This is a genomic window from Neisseria sp. HMSC058F07, assembly GCF_001810035.1.
In the GTDB taxonomy this organism is placed as follows: domain Bacteria; phylum Pseudomonadota; class Gammaproteobacteria; order Burkholderiales; family Neisseriaceae; genus Neisseria; species Neisseria perflava.
The window spans coordinates 1-416 of sequence record NZ_KV799673.1 but is presented as its reverse complement, the minus strand read 5'-3'; the positions used below and the strand labels follow the sequence as shown (position 1 = coordinate 416).

Below are 416 nucleotides of genomic sequence, written 5' to 3'. Positions count from 1 at the left end.
AGGGCTGGTGTTTGTTTTTCAGGTATCGCGGGTCTATGCCTAATGCGGCGTGTATTTCCGGCCAGCGGTATTGCGCGGCGGCTTTAATGTCTTGGTATGTTGGTTTCATTGCTCTGCCTCCTCTGATACTGGTTCTAAAACAATTCCGGCGGTCGGATCGGTTTCCCATATTGCAGGCGTTTCCTGCTCTAGTTGCTCCGTGTCAGCGTGGGCGGGCTGGTTACAGGCTCGGACTACCAAAGCCAAAAGCAACACCCAAAACACCAGCAAGGCGCGGTTAAGATACCGGCGGAAACGGTCGGATTTATTGGTCTGTTTCATGGTTTTATCCTTTGCTCTGCCTCCAGTGTTTCAAAACATGAATCTAATAAAATCAATTAGTTATGAAAACACTAGGGCGAAGTTTGCCCTATGCC

Annotated in this window: 1 protein-coding gene and 1 pseudogene; both read right to left on the bottom strand. The window is 49.3% G+C overall.

Going from position 1 to position 416, the window contains the following annotated elements:
• Positions 1-109: pseudogene (locus tag HMPREF2696_RS11990) on the bottom strand (DNA primase); the annotation flags it as partial.
• Positions 106-321, bottom strand: coding sequence for a hypothetical protein (locus tag HMPREF2696_RS03375; protein WP_049351938.1), 216 nt, complete (start codon positions 319-321; stop codon positions 106-108). The gene HMPREF2696_RS03375 and the pseudogene HMPREF2696_RS11990, both read right to left, overlap by 4 nt.
• Positions 322-416 lie beyond the last annotated feature (95 nt).